The 15677-nt window shown below is 44.7% G+C and carries 9 protein-coding genes and 3 pseudogenes; 4 read left to right on the top strand and 8 right to left on the bottom strand.

Annotated features, from left to right (window positions below; translation table 11 throughout):
- Positions 1–265: 265 nt before the first annotated feature.
- The 4 genes and pseudogenes from metF to gldH all read left to right on the top strand — a co-directional run bounded on the left by metF (position 266) and on the right by gldH (position 4278).
- Complete coding sequence (gene metF, locus JCM10512_RS17590) at positions 266–1219, top strand: methylenetetrahydrofolate reductase [NAD(P)H] (RefSeq protein ID WP_044164996.1); 954 nt, start codon at positions 266–268, stop codon at positions 1217–1219.
- Between the two features lie 24 nt (positions 1220–1243).
- A pseudogene (locus JCM10512_RS17585) lies at positions 1244–2367 on the top strand (DNA polymerase III subunit).
- A gap of 11 nt (positions 2368–2378) precedes the next feature.
- Entirely contained in the window at positions 2379–3827 is a 1449-nt protein-coding gene (locus JCM10512_RS17580) for a PSP1 domain-containing protein (RefSeq protein WP_044164994.1), read from the top strand.
- On the top strand, positions 3805–4278 hold the full coding sequence (gene gldH, locus JCM10512_RS17575; protein ID WP_044164993.1) for a gliding motility lipoprotein GldH: 474 nt from the start codon (positions 3805–3807) through the stop codon (positions 4276–4278). Before JCM10512_RS17580 ends, gldH begins: the two co-directional genes overlap by 23 nt.
- A gap of 4 nt (positions 4279–4282) precedes the next feature.
- On the opposite strand, the gene rodA is transcribed toward gldH, so the two are convergent.
- The 8 genes and pseudogenes from rodA to JCM10512_RS24735 form a co-directional block, all read right to left on the bottom strand.
- Positions 4283–5740, bottom strand: coding sequence for a rod shape-determining protein RodA (gene rodA, locus JCM10512_RS17570; protein WP_044164992.1), 1458 nt, complete (start codon positions 5738–5740; stop codon positions 4283–4285).
- Entirely contained in the window at positions 5721–7577 is a 1857-nt protein-coding gene (locus tag JCM10512_RS17565) for a penicillin-binding transpeptidase domain-containing protein (RefSeq protein ID WP_044164991.1), read from the bottom strand. The genes rodA and JCM10512_RS17565 overlap by 20 nt, the downstream gene beginning before the upstream one ends.
- Positions 7578–7580: 3 nt before the next feature.
- Positions 7581–8078: a rod shape-determining protein MreD gene (gene mreD, locus JCM10512_RS17560; RefSeq protein ID WP_044164990.1), complete on the bottom strand. Its 498-nt coding sequence runs from the start codon at positions 8076–8078 to the stop codon at positions 7581–7583.
- A complete protein-coding gene (mreC, locus tag JCM10512_RS17555; RefSeq protein ID WP_044164988.1) occupies positions 8075–8920 on the bottom strand; it encodes a rod shape-determining protein MreC in 846 nt (281 codons plus the stop codon). Before mreC ends, mreD begins: the two co-directional genes overlap by 4 nt.
- A 7-nt stretch (positions 8921–8927) precedes the next feature.
- Positions 8928–9950 (bottom strand): rod shape-determining protein, encoded by a 1023-nt coding sequence (locus JCM10512_RS17550; RefSeq protein WP_044164987.1) that lies wholly within the window; start codon positions 9948–9950, stop codon positions 8928–8930.
- Positions 9951–9968: 18 nt separating this feature from the next.
- Positions 9969–11491: pseudogene (gene purH, locus JCM10512_RS17545) on the bottom strand (bifunctional phosphoribosylaminoimidazolecarboxamide formyltransferase/IMP cyclohydrolase).
- Positions 11492–11641: 150 nt separating this feature from the next.
- Positions 11642–13675: a M13 family metallopeptidase gene (locus JCM10512_RS17540; RefSeq protein ID WP_044164986.1), complete on the bottom strand. Its 2034-nt coding sequence runs from the start codon at positions 13673–13675 to the stop codon at positions 11642–11644.
- Positions 13676–13678: 3 nt separating this feature from the next.
- Positions 13679–15653: pseudogene (locus JCM10512_RS24735) on the bottom strand (ABC-F family ATP-binding cassette domain-containing protein).
- Positions 15654–15677: the final 24 nt, after the last annotated feature.

Here is a 15677-nt window from a genome sequence, read left to right as displayed (position 1 = left end):
TTTTTTCAAACGTCTAGGTCTTTCTACAAACGATATCAATCCGATAGGAACAAGCCATGCGCAAACATACAATGAGCAAAGTAACAAGCGACTGCTGCAAGTGCTACATCCGCAGTGAGGCAACCGAATTGAGCGCAAGAAAGTCCTTCCTCACGGATACTTAAGCTAATTCCAAACTATTTTCAGTTAAATCAAGAAGAAATCTTTCTTTTTTCGTATTTTTGTCCCAATATGCATATTTAATAAGAAAGATCAACGAAAAAGAATGAGAGTAATTGATTTAATACACAGTAACGAAAAAACAGCTTTTTCTTTCGAGATTCTTCCCCCACTTAAGGGAACAGGTATCGAAAAGCTATATCAAACCATCGACACGCTTCGTGAGTTTGATCCGAAATACATCAACATTACCACGCACCGTAGTGAATACGTGTACAAAGACCTTGGTAACGGTTTATATCAAAAGAACCGTTTGAGAAGGCGTCCGGGAACAGTTGCCGTTGCCGCTGCTATCCAAAACAAATACAACATAACAATTGTCCCACACATTTTATGCAGCGGATTCACTCGCGAAGAGACCGAGTACGTTCTGCTAGACTTGCAGTTTTTGAATATCACCGAACTGCTGGTTCTGCGTGGCGACAAAGCTAAGCATGAAACAGTATTCACTCCCGAAGGAGATGGATACCATCACGCTATAGAATTGCAAGAACAAATCAATAAATTCAATAAAGGAGTTTTTGTAGATGGCTCGGAGATGAAGGTTACCAGCACTCCTTTTTCATGTGGAGTGGCCTGCTATCCGGAAAAGCACGAAGAGGCTCCTAACATGGATTCTGACATCTATTGGCTGAAAAAGAAAGTAGAAGCCGGAGCGGAGTATGCCGTAACCCAGATGTTCTATGATAATAAGAAGTATTTTGAATTCGTGGAACGTGCGAAAGCCGCCGGTATTCAGATTCCAATCATCCCAGGTGTAAAGCCATTCAAAAAACTATCGCAGCTGAGTATGATTCCCAAAACATTTAAAGTAGATTTGCCGGAAGACTTGGTTCAGGAAGCTCTAAAATGCAAAAATGATGAGGATGCCGAGCAAGTTGGTATCGAATGGTGCACCAATCAGTGCAAGGAATTAATGGCACACGGAGTACCCAGTATCCATTTCTACTCAATCGGAGCCGTTGACAGCATCAAAGAAGTAGCCAAAGTAATTTACTAATATATAAACCTCTAAACAATCATCGTGTTTTTTAAAGACGTAATCGGACAGCAAGCTATTAAAGACCGCCTAATTCAGGAAGTGAGCGAAGGCCGTATTCCACACGCCCAATTATTATGTGGGTCTGAGGGAGTGGGAGCATTTCCATTAGCTTTAGCCTACGCTCGCTACATTAGCTGTTCCAATCCGGGACAAACTGATGCCTGCGGAGTATGTCCGTCATGCGTGAAATACAATAAATTGGTTCACCCGGACTTGCACTTTGCTTTCCCTATTGTAAAAAACGCTAAGAGAAAACGAGAACTCTGTGATGACTATATAGTCGAGTGGCGTCAACTGGTACTAAACAATCCCTATTTCAATCTGAATCATTGGTTGAACGAAATAGAGGCGGAGAACTCTCAGGCAATAATCTATGCCAAGGAAAGTGATGAAATCACGAAAAAGCTAAGTCTGAAATCGAGTGAAGGAGGTTATAAGATTTCAATTATCTGGCTTCCGGAAAAGATGCATCCGGTATGCGCCAACAAGCTTTTGAAGTTACTGGAAGAACCACCGAAGAAAACAGTCTTCCTCTTAGTCTCAGAGGTTCCGGAGATGATTCTCCCTACAATCTTGAGTCGTACCCAGCGAATCAACATACGCAAGATTGATGAAGCCTGCATTGCTGAGACACTGCAATCGCGCTATGGCACCTTGCAAGCGGATAGCTTATCAATAGCTCATCTTGCAAACGGTAACTTTATCAAAGCACTCGAAGCAATTCACCTGAACGAAGAAAATCAGTTGTTCTTTGACTTATTTGTCAGCCTGATGCGCCTTTCCTACCAACGCAAAATTAGAGAAATGAAACTCTGGAGCGATCAAGTAGCCAGCATGGGACGAGAGAAACAAAAGAACTTCCTGGGATATTGCCAACGATGATACGAGAGAATTTTATCTATAACCTACACCGGAAAGAACTTACCTATATGACGATAGGTGAACAAAATTTCGCAACTCGCTTTGCTCCATTCATCAATGAGCGCAACATTATGGGACTCATGGACGAACTCAGTGAAGCCCAACAACATATTGAACAAAATGTAAATGCTAAAATGGTATTCTTCGACTTTTCATTGAAGATGATTGTACTGTTAAAGCAATAAATATATAATCTATGGAATATAAACTTCATAACGGAGGGGGCAGTCTTTGCTGCAAAGGATGTTCCCGGCAAGATAAAAAACTGAATACGTACGACTGGCTGGCAGATATCCCCGGAAATGCTGAAGAGCATGACATGGTAGAGGTGCAATTTAAAAACACGCGTAAAGGATACTACCGGAACAGTAATAAAATTAAGTTGGAGACTGGCGACATAGTAGCTGTAGAATCAACTCCCGGCCATGACATCGGAACGGTAACACTGACCGGACGTCTGGTACCGCTACAAATGAAGAAAGCTAACTTCAAAACGGAAGTTGAAATCAAAAGAATCTACCGGAAAGCCAAACCGGTTGACATGGAGAAGTTCAACGAAGCCAAGGATAAAGAGCACGCAACGATGATTCGCGCCAGACAGATTGCGGTTAACCTCAATCTGGACATGAAGATTGGCGATGTTGAATATCAGGGCGATGGTAATAAGGCAATCTTTTATTATATTGCCGACGAACGTGTAGACTTCCGTCAACTGATTAAGGTATTGGCTGAAGCTTTCCGTGTGCGCATTGAAATGAAACAGATCGGTGCCCGTCAGGAAGCGGGACGCATCGGTGGAATCGGTCCTTGCGGCCGCGAACTCTGTTGCGCTACCTGGATGACGAGCTTTGTATCCGTATCAACCAGTGCTGCCCGCTACCAGGATATTTCGCTTAATCCGCAAAAGTTGGCCGGACAGTGCGCCAAACTAAAATGCTGCCTGAATTATGAGGTGGATTGTTATGTGGAAGCTCAAAAACGTCTGCCTTCGCGAGAGATTGAATTGGAAACCAAAGACGGTACATTCTATTTCTTCAAAGCCGATATTCTGAGCAATCAGATATCTTACTCAACCGATAAGAACTTCCCTGCAAATCTGGTAACAATAAGTAGCCGGAAAGCATTCGAAATTATTTCGATGAATCGAAAAGGCATGAAGCCCGATACGCTGCTCGAAGTAGAGCGGAAACAAGAAGTTAAGGTACCGGTCGATCTAGTCGAACAGGAAAGCCTAACCCGATTTGACCGCCGCCGAAAAGAGGCAGGTGGAGAAAATCCGAACAACGGGCGAAACCGGAAAAAGAAGAAAGGCAATAACCGGCCGCAACCACAGGTTGCCGGCAATAATCGACCAATCCAACCTACGGAAAACGACAATCCACGTCCGGAAAGAGATAACCGATCGGCACAACCTGCAGAAAATGGCAATAATCGAGGCGAAAGAGATAATCGTCCGAGAAATAATAACAATCGGAACAGAGGACAGAACCAAGGCCGCAACGACGAAAACAAGCGTCCGGAAAAAGGTACACAGCAAGAGCGTCCCCAAAACCAGAGGCGCCCAAATAACCCCGAACGTCCTTCCCGCCCTGAGAGAAGCCAACCAGAGAAGCCTTCAAATCATGAGAAGCCTACTAAAGAATAGTCTGTTTTATCTGTTTTGCATCTGCTTCTCGACAGCATGTATCGAAAAGAATACGGTGTATCACTCTTATCAATCCCTATCCCAAACGGGATGGGGAAAGAGTGATACTCTCTTTTTTCAGGTTATGTTGAATGATAGCGTACCTACTCTATTGAATCTCTTCGCCGAGGTACGCAATCAGAACAGCTATCCCTATCAAGACTTATACCTATTTGTCAGTCAAAACTTACGCGATTCCCTGATTTGGGAAACCGACACGATCGAAATAGCACTAACCGATAAAGCCGGTCGTTGGAAAGGCAATGAATGGGGAAGTTTACATCAATCAACCGTGCCTATCCGCTCGGTTATCGTTTCTCACACGGGCAAGCGCACAATTAAAGTTGCTCACGGCATGAAAGACTTCCGGCTAAGTGGCCTGAATGATGTAGGTATACGAATTGACAGATAAGACCCTACAACCGCCTACTCCGGCCGGCATCAATTCGCAGAAAGATAAACAGCAGAATGGTGAACCCCCACAATGAGGAGCCTCCATAGCTAAAGAACGGCAAGGGTATTCCAATCACCGGGGTCAACCCCAGCACCATGCCTATATTAATAAAGAGGTGAAATAAGAAAATACTCAGCACAGAGTATCCATATACTCTTCCGAAGGCAGTAGGCTGACGCTCAGCCAAAACAATAAGTCGCAAAATCAGTATAAGAAATGCCAACAGGACAGCAGCAGACCCAACAAAGCCTTGCTCCTCGCCTACCGTACAGAATATAAAATCGGTATCCTGCTCGGGTACATACTTTAGTTTTGTCTGTGTACCATTCAAAAAGCCTTTGCCGGTTAGTCCACCCGATCCAATTGCAATCTTGGACTGGTTCACATTATATCCCGCTCCGGTAAGGTCTTCCTCCAAGCCCAGAACAACCTTAATACGTACCTGCTGATGCGGCTCGAGAATATTGTCAAAGACATAATCACTGGAGTATAGAAAGCCGACAGAGCCTAGCGCAAAGAGTCCGATAAGCAGATAGGAACGTTGCCGATCACTCAAAGACAAGTAGATCAGATAAGAAACTACCAACAAAATAAGCCCCCATTGCACCCATACTAGATTGAATGGTATAACATATTCCGACAGCAGATAGGCAATAAGCAAAACGCCCAGACTGCCACCGATGATGTTTCTTGTCGGCACCCATTTCTTTCGAAACACCCACACCATTCCACCGGCAAACAGCAAGATCAACAGTAGGACAACAAATTCGCCAATTGGAGTTGGTGTATCAGCTATAAATACCTGATCGTAACGGATTCCGAGTACAAAATAGACCACGGCGCAAACGCCCGAGAATAGCACCACGCCAGGCATCCCTTCCCGGTAAAGCACCAAGAAAAAAGCCAGATATACCAATGCCGAACCGGTTTCGCGCTGACCGACAATCATCAGCATAGGAAGCAAAATCAGAAAGACTAGGATAAGTGCACACTTCTCTTTCTTGATATTGAATGAGTAAGAGTTCATATACTTAGCCAAAGCCAATGCCGTGGCAAACTTGGCAAACTCCGCAGGTTGTAAACTGACAGGGCCCATCACCAGCCAGGAACGGGAACCTTTGGTATCCGGAGCAATAAAGATAGTCACAAGCAGCAAGGCGATCATGCCGATATAGATAATGTACGCAAACATATCATACATCCGATCTTCCAGCATCAATAAGACAAAGCCCAGACCAAACGAACAGATTATCCATACAAACTGCTTTCCCGCACGGGTGGAGAAATCCAGGAAGTCGGGTTCGCCGTAATCATAACTGGCACCGCAAACGCTGAACCACCCACCTACAATCAATAGCAGATAGATGCCAATCGTAAACCAATCCAGTGATTTCCACAGACTATCGCTCCTCGTCTCCATACAATATGACTTTATTACTGATTTCTTCCGCTCTAACCTCATTTTCAGGAGATAGCTTTCCATTCAAATACTGATCCATGATCAGTGCGCCGATAGGTACTCCGTAAGTAGCTCCCCAACCCCCATTCTCTACGTATACTGCAATGGCGATCTTTGGATTTTTCATGGGCGCAAATCCCATAAAGACGGAGTGGTCGTGTCCCCGGTTCTGTGCTGTCCCCGTCTTACCACAAGATTCCAGCCCAGGTACCATCAAAGATAAGGTACGGCAGGTACCTCCGGTGGCCGAAGCACGCATACCTTCTACCACATCTTCGTAATACTTCTTATCGATAGAGGTATATCTGGGAGAGCTAAACAAACTATCGAGCTTTCCATGTTCGACCTCTTTCACAATGTGTGGAGTCATAAAATAACCGCGATTGGCAATAGTAGCTCCCAGATTGGCTATTTGCAGCGGAGTAGATAATATTTCCCCCTGTCCGATTGAGATACTGATTACCGTCAACCCGTTCCAGCGTCCGCGGTAAGCTTTATCATAAAATTGTGCATTCGGAATCAGTCCTCGTTTCTCTCCCGGTAAGTCCACACCGAGTTTGTAGCCGAATCCTTGCGACACCATGTGATCTTTCCACACCGTGATGGCATTTTGTGACGAGCCGTACTTCCGGTCGCCAAACATACGGAACAACCCCCAACAGAAGTAAGAGTTGCACGAAGTGGAAATGGCCGGAATTAAAGAGAGTGGCGCACCATGCGGGTGACATCCTACAGTCAAGCGTCCGTAATGAAAACCTCGCGAACAGGGGAAAGAGGTTGCATGAGAATCAACGATTCCTTCTTGGAGGAAAGTCAACGCCTGAGCTGTCTTGAAGGTTGATCCCGGAGGATAAACGCCCATCAATGCACGATTGAGGAGCGGCTTCTGATTATCTCGCTGCAACATCAAATGGTTTTTCCCGCGTTGACGTCCGATCATTAAATGTGGGTCATAGTTCGGTGATGACACTAGGCAGAGTATATCGCCTGTTTCAGGTTCAATGGCTACAATACTACCGATTTTATTTTTGAGCAACCGTTCACCCAGCATCTGAAGATCAATATCCATCCCCAACTTCAAGTTCTTTCCCGGAACGGAAGGACGGTCATATTTCCCATCCATATAGCGGCCTTGAATACGTCCATGGGCATCCCTTAGTAGAATTTCGATTCCTTTTTCTCCACGCAGTTCAGTCTCGTACGACCGCTCTACGCCTAGCTTGCCTATATAATCACCCCGGATGTAATAATCATCTGTCTCGATATCCTTCATCGTAACTTCTCCGATATCACCTAAAGCGTGGGCAGCTGCATTATAACTGTATTGACGAATGGTACGGCGCTGGATATAGAAGCCCCGGAACTTGAAAAGTTTCTCTTGAAATACGCCGCATTCTTCGGCCGAAAGCTGGGACATGAAAGGCTGATTCGTATAGCGGGAATATCCCGGATTACGACGTCGGTCTTGCATATCACTCATAAATTTCAAGAACTGAGCCCGGCTGATTTTTAACGAGCCACAAAGATCGAGGGTATCCAGATTCTCTATTTCTTTTGGTACGACAGTTATATCATAGGCCGGCTGATTGAACACCAACAATTTTCCGTTACGATCATAAATCGCCCCACGGGAAGGGTACTGTATCTTGTTCAGGAAAGCATTACTATCCGCATTCTTCTTGTAGTCGTCCGTCGAGATCTGCAACGCAAAGAGCCTTATCATATAAATCAATACAATAGCCGCCGCAACCCCACCTATTACAAGTTTTCTTTTCTCTAATATATAATCTTTTGCCATGTCCTATCTCCGGATCCCTTCAATTGCCATTATGCAGGTTATAGTCAAAAGCGTGCAGGTAACCACCCTTAGTAATAAAAGCCAAATGCTGGAAAATGAGAAGAACTCAATAGTGAGCAAGGTCAGACAGTGTACCAAAACACCGACAGTCATATATTTCAGCAAGGGAGAAATTCCCAATGTTTTGAATGACGGAATCAGATTGTCTAAGTTATCTCTGGGACTGAACAAACGCAATATAGAGGGACGGATAAAAGCGATCAGAACGGAGGCCGCCGCATTCATTCCGGGGGTATCCGAAAAGATGTCGACAGCAAGCCCCAAAAAGAAAGCCCATAACATCAATTCGTGCCTGGAAATACCTGAATCGAGTTTAAGTATAAAATAGATGTAGAGAAAAGGCGTAGCATATCCACCGATATGAATATTATTCAGGATAAGTACCTGAAGTAATACTAAGCCAATAAACCAACCGATTCTATGTATATAGGTAAAAATCATTGCTGCATACTTCTTTTTTCAAGTTCCTGTTGTTCCTGCTGGCCGGTGCGTTCAATTACCCGTACATCGCTAATTTTCCCAAAATCGGTAGCCAACTTGATTTTCAATAAATAAGAAAGCCCATCGTGCGAATCGGACATATTATCCACGGTACCGATCATAATCCCTTCCGGAAAAACAGTGGAATATCCACTCGTTACAACTGTATCACCTAAGTTAAACTGAGCGTGCCGCGGTAAATCTCTCAAGTAAGCATATTGGGAATCCCCATGCTCCCATTTCAAATAGCCGAAGTAATCACTTCCTATGATCTTGCAACTGATGCTAGACTTGCTATTTAAAACCGAAATAACCACGGAATACGAAGGTGATGTTTGATATACAATTCCCACAATCCCATTTCCATCGACTACTCCCATCTCCGGACGAATGCCGGAAGATGCCCCTTTATTGAGCGTGATGTAGTTGTCCGCCTGATTCAGGCTATTTTTAATCACACGTGCCTTAAACAACCGATAGTCGGTCAGTGGCAGTTCCTTAACACTATTAATCGTTATCGAATCGGTCTGGTGATCCAACAATGCTTTCTCCAGATTACTGATCTGTTGTTCTAAAAGCATGTTGCGATCCAGCAAGTCTTCGTTGACCGACTTCAAATGAAAATAGGAGGAAATCCCTCCGGAAACTTCATAAACGGCTCCTGTAACCGCATTGGCAGAGGTAAAAAAAGCACTCTGCTGGTAGCGGTTAAATCGAAATAACAAAACAAAACTGGCTACCTCTAACAAAATGAAGAGGAACCAGTAATTGTATTTCAGTAGGAAGTTTATTAAATTCCTCATCGTTAGCCTATCTCATTAAGAATGAGAAGCGGTCTACATTCTTTAGTGCCACGCCTGTACCTTTAGCCACAGCATGAAGAGGATCTTCGGCAATGTGGAAAGGTATATTTATCTTATCCGTCAGTCTCTTATCCAAACCACGAAGCAATGCTCCACCACCGGCAAGGTAAATACCGTTATGTACAATATCGGCATATAACTCGGGAGGTGTCTTTTCCAATGCACTCAAGATAGCTGTTTCAATCTTTGAAATCGATTTTTCCAAACAGTGAGCTACTTCCTGATAGCATACAGGTACTTCCATCGGAAGAGCTGTGATACGATTCGGACCATGAACAATATAATCTTCCGGTGCATCTTCACCAAGTTCGGTTAAAGCTGCTCCTACGTTGATCTTAATACGTTCGGCCATACGTTCACTAATCTTCACGTTGTGCTGACGACTCATATATTCCTGAATATCGGCAGTCAGATCATCACCGGCAATGCGAATGGAGTTGTTGGAAACAATACCACCCAACGAGATTACGGCAATTTCAGTAGAACCACCACCTATATCAACAATCATGTTGCCTTCAGGGACTTCCACATCGATTCCGATACCAATTGCAGCAGCCATCGGCTCGAATATCAAGTAGACATCACGTCCGCCAGCATGTTCGGCAGAGTCGCGAACCGCACGAAGTTCAACCTCCGTACTTCCCGACGGTACACCGATCACCATACGAAGCGATGGCGAGAAAAGGTGATTCCGCGTATTCACTCGCTTAATCAACCCACGCATCATCTGCTCGCAAGCATAGAAATCGGCAATCACTCCATCTCTCAACGGGCGGATGGTACGTATGTTCTCGTGGGTCTTCTCATGCATCATCTTTGCTTTTTCCCCCACTGCGATCATCTTATCCGTACGTCGATCCAATGCGACTACCGAAGGCTCATCCACTACAATCTTACCATTTGTGATAATGATTGTATTGGCTGTCCCCAAGTCCATTGCTATTTCTTGTGTAAAAGAGAATAATCCCATTTTTTTTAATTCTATTTTTTAATGTTTAAAATGACGAATACCTGTAGTCACCATGCTACTCCGTGCTCATTGCAATAATCGAATGTTAGTTGATCCTTCACAGACCCACCCGGTTGAATTACAGCAGAAACTCCTTCCTTATCTGCTATCTCTACACAATCGGGAAAAGGGAAAAATGCATCTGAAGCCATCACAGCACCTTCTAAACTAAAGCCAAACGACTTAGCCTTTTCGATAGCCTGCTTCAATGCGTCTACACGTGAAGTTTGTCCCACGCCACTAGCCAGCAATTGTTTTCCTTTTGCCAACACGATCGCGTTCGATTTACTGTTTTTTACAATCTTATTGGCAAACAACATATCTTCCACTTCTTCCGGTGTAGGCGTTTTATCCGTTACCGTTTTCAAGTCAGCAGTTGTTTCAATATTCAAATCTTTTTCTTGTACCAGTACTCCATTCAGTAGCGAACGAAACTGTTTTTTAGGCAATTTATGCTCTTTGCGTACCAGAATGATACGGCTCTTCTTTTGTCCCAGAATCTCAAGTGCATCCACATCGTAATCCGGTGCAATCACGACTTCGAAGAATATCTTATTAATTTCCTCCGCAGTCTCTTTGTCAATCACCGCATTGGTAATCAACACACCACCGAAAGCCGAAACCGGATCACCCGCCAAAGCATCTTTCCATGCTTGAAGCGCAGTTGGACGAGAAGCCAGTCCGCAAGCATTGTTATGCTTGAGAATCGCAAATGTAACATCTTCAAACTCATCAATCAGATCAACAGCCGCATTGATATCCAACAGGTTGTTGTAAGAAATCTCTTTCCCATGAATCTGATCGAATATGGTATCCAGATTGCCGTAAAAATAACCCTTCTGATGTGGATTCTCTCCGTAACGAAGTGCCTTCTGATCGTTCTCCGAACAACGGAAAGCCGATCCTTCATTGGCATCGAAGTAATTGAAGATAGCCGAATCATAGTGAGAAGAGACGGCGAAAGCTTCTTTAGCCATCCAGCGACGTTCTTCCAATGAAGAGGTAGCACCATGCTCCATCAGCATATCCAAAAGGGGTTTGTATTGAGTTTGAGAAGCTACAATAATTACATCATTGTAGTTCTTTGCAGCAGCGCGGATTAATGAAATCCCGCCTATATCTATTTTTTCGATGATTTCTGCTTCGGGTGCTCCGGAAGCTACGGTTGCTTCAAACGGATAAAGGTCGACAATAACCAGGTCGATCTCGGGAATTTCGTATTTTTCAATCTGCTGAATATCTTGTTCCAGACCACGGCGACAAAGAATTCCCCCAAACACTTTCGGATGCAATGTTTTCACTCTGCCACCCAAGATGGAGGGATAAGACGTCAAATCTTCAACAGCTTTGCAGGAATATCCCAGCGATTCGATAAACTGACGAGTTCCGCCTGTAGACAGAAATTCGACCCCTTCTTCGTGAAGTTTGGTAATTATCTCTTCCAAGCCTTCCTTATGATATACCGATACCAGCGCGGTTTTTATTCTTTTAGAATCTGACATTGAATTGCTTATTAATGAATTTGATGCGCAAAGTTACGAAATATTGTTTATCGTACGTAATAATAAGGTGTGATTTAATAAAAAAAAGTACCGATCCTGATTAACAGGTATCGGTACTTTAAATATCAACAGAGAGTTTGTATTCTTCTATTACCAGATAGAAACACGTTTTTCTACCGGAAGATACAACGGATCTTTATCAGTTATCTGGAAGGCTTCATACCAAGCACCAATGTGAGGTAAAGCACCGTCCACACGCCATTTACCCAAAGAGTGAGGATCGAGTTTAGTCAGGCGCAGGATTTCTTCCGGACGGATATTTCCAGCCCACACATTCGCATATGAAAGGAAGAAGCGTTGTTCCGGAGTAAATCCGTCGATCGCAGCCAAAGGTTTAGCAGCCGTAGCTTTCTTGAAGGCTTGGAAAGAGACTTGCAAACCACCGTGGTCGGCAATATTCTCACCCAAAGTAAGTTCTCCATTGGCATGAACACCGGGTGCTACCTGAATGCTATCGAAGAAATGTGCCATAACCGCAGTACGTGCTTCAAACTTCTTCGCATCTTCTTCCGTCCACCAGTCTTTCAGGTTACCGTCTTTGTCATATTGACGTCCCTGATCATCAAATCCGTGCGTCATTTCATGTCCGATAACAACACCGATAGCTCCATAATTGAATGCATCGTCGGCATTCATGTCGAAGAACGGATATTGAAGGATTCCGGCAGGGAAACAGATTTCATTTGTTGTCGGATTGTAATAGGCATTTACCGTCTGCGGTGTCATTAACCATTCATCCTTATCAACCGGTTTTCCTACTTTAGCTATCATCTCTTTATACTCCCAAAGATTGGCGCGCTCAATGTTTGCCCAATACGAGTCTTTTTGGATATCAAGTGAGGTATAGTCTTTCCATTTGTCGGGATAGCCGATCTTCACATGGAATGTAGCAAGTTTCTCCTGTGCTTTGACTTTGGTAGCATCGCTCATCCATGACAAGTTCTGAATACGCTCGCCCAAGGAGGTCTGCAAGTTCTTCACCAAAGCAACCATTCTTTCTTTAGCAGCAGCCGGGAAATATTTCTCTACATACATCTGTCCGACAGCTTCGCCCAATGAACCGTCGACTGTGCTAACCGCACGTTTCCAACGAGGTTTCTGTTCTTGTGTGCCCGACATGGTCTTTCCGTAGAAATCGAAGTTCTGCGCAACGAAGGCATCACTCAGGAAGGAAGCCGCATTGTCTATCAGATTCCATTGCAGATAAGCAATCTGATCGTCCAACGCAACGGTATTGATAATATCGCTAACCTCTTTCACGAACTCAGGTTGGGAAACGTTAACTTCTTTGAGGTTGTTCAGTCCCGCAGTATTGAAGAATACATCCCAATCGAAGGATGCAAACTCAGCTTTCAGTTCTTCTATTTTCTTCTTGTTGTAATTGGCATGAGGATCGCGCAAAGCAACCTGTGTACGGGAAGCTTTTGCGAGTCTGTTCTCGATGTTCATGATTCCCTTTACAGCTTTCTGTGCCGCAGCCTCATCGAAGCCGGCCAGCAAGAACATCTTAGCTACATGCTCTTGATATTTGGCGCGAATCTCTTTCGTATGATCGTCATTCTCCAGATAATAATCGCGTTCGCCCATACCGAGACCGCCCTGATAGGCGTGTACAATATTCATCGAGCTGTTCATATCGTCAGCACCCACGTAGATACCCAAGAAAGGATGTATACCTTTCTTATATAGCTCCGCTACCGCCGGGTAGATGGCTGATTTATCCTTGATAGCAGCCAGTTGTTCCAATTCGGCTTTGATAGGTGTAGCACCGTCCTGATTCAACTTCACGCTATCCATAGCCAGATTGTACAGATCTCCGACCTTTTGCGCAACGCTTCCTGCGGCATTATCTTTTTTAGCTGCCAACTCTTCGATTAACGAGCGCAACTGTTTTTGATTATTTTCCGCTAGCATATCGAAAGAGCCGTAACGAGAATACTCGTCAGTCAACGGATGATTCTTGATCCATCCTCCACAAGCATATTCATAAAAACTAGTTCCCCGAACTGTTGTATCCAGATTAGCCAGATCGATGCCGGACACGAGCGCGGCGTCTTTCTTGCTGTTGCATCCTGTTGCCATAAAGCAGACTGCTAAAATTGGTAAATACTTTACTATTCTCATATTCTAATTATTATTATAAGTTTCTTTCACTTCTTCCAGTTCTATTGAAACTCGCTCCCACTCTTCGACAATCGAATCCAACTGGACCTTTAGCTTCTGATGCTTCTCGTAAAGAGTTCCATCCGAAGCTCCTTCGGGGGTAGCCATCCGAGCTTCCAAGATAGCGATAGCCGACTCCGTCTCTTCAATGGAATCTTCACAATCGCTCACTTGTCGCTCAAACTTCTTTATTTTCCGATTCATTTCTTTTTGAGCCTCGTAAGAGAGTTTGTTTTCCGAAACGGAAGCTACTCCCGGCAAAGCCTCTTCTTTCCGCCCTGATTCGGTGGGAGACGAAGAGAGAGACGCACCTTTCTGAAGTTCGTTCAGGCTTTCGATCTGCTTCTTTTGCAGGAAGTCGTAAATACCTCCTAAGTGCTCTTTCACTACTCCTCCGCCAAACTCATAAACTTTAGTCGCAAGTCCGTCGAGAAAATCACGGTCGTGGCTAACAAGAATAACCGTACCGTCAAATTCACGTATCGCTTCTTTCAATACATCCTTCGAACGCATATCCAAGTGATTGTCGGCTCATCGAGAATGAGGAAGTTGACCGGTTCGAGCAAAAGTTTAATCATAGCCAAGCGGGTACGCTCACCACCGGAGAGTACTTTCACTTTTTTATCCGACGCATCGCCACCAAACATGAAAGCTCCCAGAATGTCGCGTATCTTCAACCGGATATCTCCGGTAGCCACCCGATCGATGGTATCAAACACCGTGAGATTCTCGTCGAGCATCTGCGCCTGATTCTGAGCAAAATAACCGATCTGCACATTGTGACCGATGGTAAGTTTGCCATCGTAGTCGATCTCACTCATGATGCATTTGACAAGCGTGGATTTACCTTCACCGTTCTTACCGACGAAAGCGATTTTCTCGCCCCGGTTGATGGTCAGCGTTACATTGTCGAATACGACGTGGCTGCCGTACGCTTTACGCACATCTTCACAAATCACGGGATAGCTTCCACTCCGGCTCGCCGGAGGAAACTTCAAACGCAAGGCTGAGTTATCTTCTTCGTCCACCTCGATTCGTTCAATCTTCTCCAACTGCTTGATGCGGCTCTGCACCTGTACAGCCTTGGTGGCTTTGTAGCGGAAACGTTCGATGAACGCTTCGGTATCTCCAATCTGTTTCTGCTGATTCTCATACGCACGTAATTGTTGTTCGCGACGTTCTTGACGCAACACCACAAATTCGTCGTACTTCACCTTATAGTCGTAAATCTGTCCACAGGTTATTTCAATGGTACGTGTAGTCACGTTGTTCAGGAAAGCACGGTCATGACTGACCAGCACCACAGCATTGGCACGGGTGGATAAGAAGTTTTCCAGCCATTGAATACTCTCGATATCCAAATGGTTAGTCGGCTCATCAAGCAGCAACACATCGGGTCGACGAAGCAAGAGTTTAGCCAATTCAATACGCATACGCCAACCACCGGAGAACTCCGAAGTAGAGCGTTCGAAGTCAGCCCGACTGAAACCAAGCCCCATCAGGTACGTTCGATTTCCGCCTGAAAATTAGTTCCGCCCATCATCAGGAAACGGTCGTTCTCGTGTGTGAAACGATCGATCAACTGGTGATACTCCTCCGATTCATAATCGGTTCGTTCGGCCAGTTGTTGATTCATTCGTTCCAGATCCGCCTGAAGCCGAAAGATATGCTCGAACGCTAATTCGGCCTCTTCCATCACAGTACGGCTATCCGATAGGATCATTACCTGCGGCAGGTAGCCGATGGTCACATCCTTGGGGGTGGCCACGACCCCTCTGGTAGGGGTTTGCATTCCGGCCAATATTTTAAGCATTGTCGACTTTCCCGCACCGTTCTTACCGACCAATGCTATCCGGTCTTTTTTATTAATCACATAACCGACATCCTCAAAAAGAGGCGTCGCATTAAATTCTACTGTTAGTCCTTCTACTGAAATCACTCTTTCTCTGATTTATAAGATTTT

This window comes from Bacteroides reticulotermitis JCM 10512 (assembly GCF_000517545.1).
GTDB lineage: Bacteria > Bacteroidota > Bacteroidia > Bacteroidales > Bacteroidaceae > Bacteroides > Bacteroides reticulotermitis.
The sequence above is the reverse complement of the archived record's forward strand: the minus strand, read 5'-3'. Positions and strand labels throughout refer to the sequence as shown.

Coding starts and splice junctions, on each gene's coding strand:
- metF (WP_044164996.1), top strand. CDS start 266: ATGAGAGTAATTGATTTAATACACAGTAACGAAAAAACAGCTTTTTCT.
- JCM10512_RS17580 (WP_044164994.1), top strand. CDS start 2,379: ATGGAATATAAACTTCATAACGGAGGGGGCAGTCTTTGCTGCAAAGGA.
- gldH (WP_044164993.1), top strand. CDS start 3,805: ATGAGAAGCCTACTAAAGAATAGTCTGTTTTATCTGTTTTGCATCTGC.
- rodA (WP_044164992.1), bottom strand. CDS start 5,740: ATGGAGACGAGGAGCGATAGTCTGTGGAAATCACTGGATTGGTTTACG.
- JCM10512_RS17565 (WP_044164991.1), bottom strand. CDS start 7,577: ATGGCAAAAGATTATATATTAGAGAAAAGAAAACTTGTAATAGGTGGG.
- mreD (WP_044164990.1), bottom strand. CDS start 8,078: ATGATTTTTACCTATATACATAGAATCGGTTGGTTTATTGGCTTAGTA.
- mreC (WP_044164988.1), bottom strand. CDS start 8,920: ATGAGGAATTTAATAAACTTCCTACTGAAATACAATTACTGGTTCCTC.
- JCM10512_RS17550 (WP_044164987.1), bottom strand. CDS start 9,950: ATGGGATTATTCTCTTTTACACAAGAAATAGCAATGGACTTGGGGACA.
- JCM10512_RS17540 (WP_044164986.1), bottom strand. CDS start 13,675: ATGAGAATAGTAAAGTATTTACCAATTTTAGCAGTCTGCTTTATGGCA.